The sequence below is a fragment of the Kitasatospora nipponensis genome, from assembly GCF_039528135.1.
Lineage (GTDB): Bacteria > Actinomycetota > Actinomycetes > Streptomycetales > Streptomycetaceae > Kitasatospora > Kitasatospora nipponensis.
Genome location: NZ_BAAALF010000683.1, coordinates 1 through 735, shown reverse-complemented (window position 1 = coordinate 735; position 735 = coordinate 1). Strand labels below are relative to the sequence as shown.

The following is a 735-nucleotide window of genomic DNA, read 5'->3' as shown; positions in this document are numbered from 1 at the left end:
CTTGCCGAGGCCGGCGGGCGAGGCGTAGACGAGGAGTTCGCCGATCTCGGTGCCACCGGCCTCGAAGTCCTGGCAGGGCCGGTCCAGCGCCTGCTCCGCGGTCCGCAGCTCCTCGTCCCGCTCGCGCAGGTGACCGCCCCTGGCCCCACCCTGATGATCGACCACTGCCCAGCCTCCGCTTCGCACCCGTCCCATGGACCTGTTGCGAGACTAGTACCGTGGCCGCCCCCGTGGCGCGCGTTCACGCAGGCTGGAGTACCAGTTCAGGGTTCGGTACCGATGCCGGGGGCAAATCCCTTGGTACCCCTAACGTCTGATGATCAGATCAGATACTCTTCGCCCCGAACGGGGCGTCGCATGATCTTCAGCACGTATACGGCGCAAAGGCTTCAACCAGAGCCGTGGAGAGCGCCAAGAGCACGCACAGAACCGAGCGCCGGGAGTCCCATGTCCGACGACAGCTCACTCGAGCTTCCGTTCCCCCACCGACGAAACCCGCACCAGTCCCACGCGACCCAGCACCATCAGGAGTGGCTGCACCGCCACCGCGAACTCGCCGCCTCCACCGGCGAGTTGGCATATGCCCGCTGGGAAGTGCCCGAACTGGCCGCGCTCACCTACCCGGAAAGTTCCGCCGAGGACCTCGACCTGGCGGCCGACCTGATGGGCTTCTACTTCCTGTTCGACGACCAGTTCGACGACGCGCTCGGTCGCGAGCCGGAACGGGTCGCGGTG

General features: G+C 67.1%; 1 pseudogene. It reads left to right on the top strand.

The features are described 5' to 3' along the window. Positions 1-447 precede the first annotated feature (447 nt). Positions 448-735: pseudogene (locus tag ABD323_RS42700) on the top strand (hypothetical protein); the annotation flags it as partial.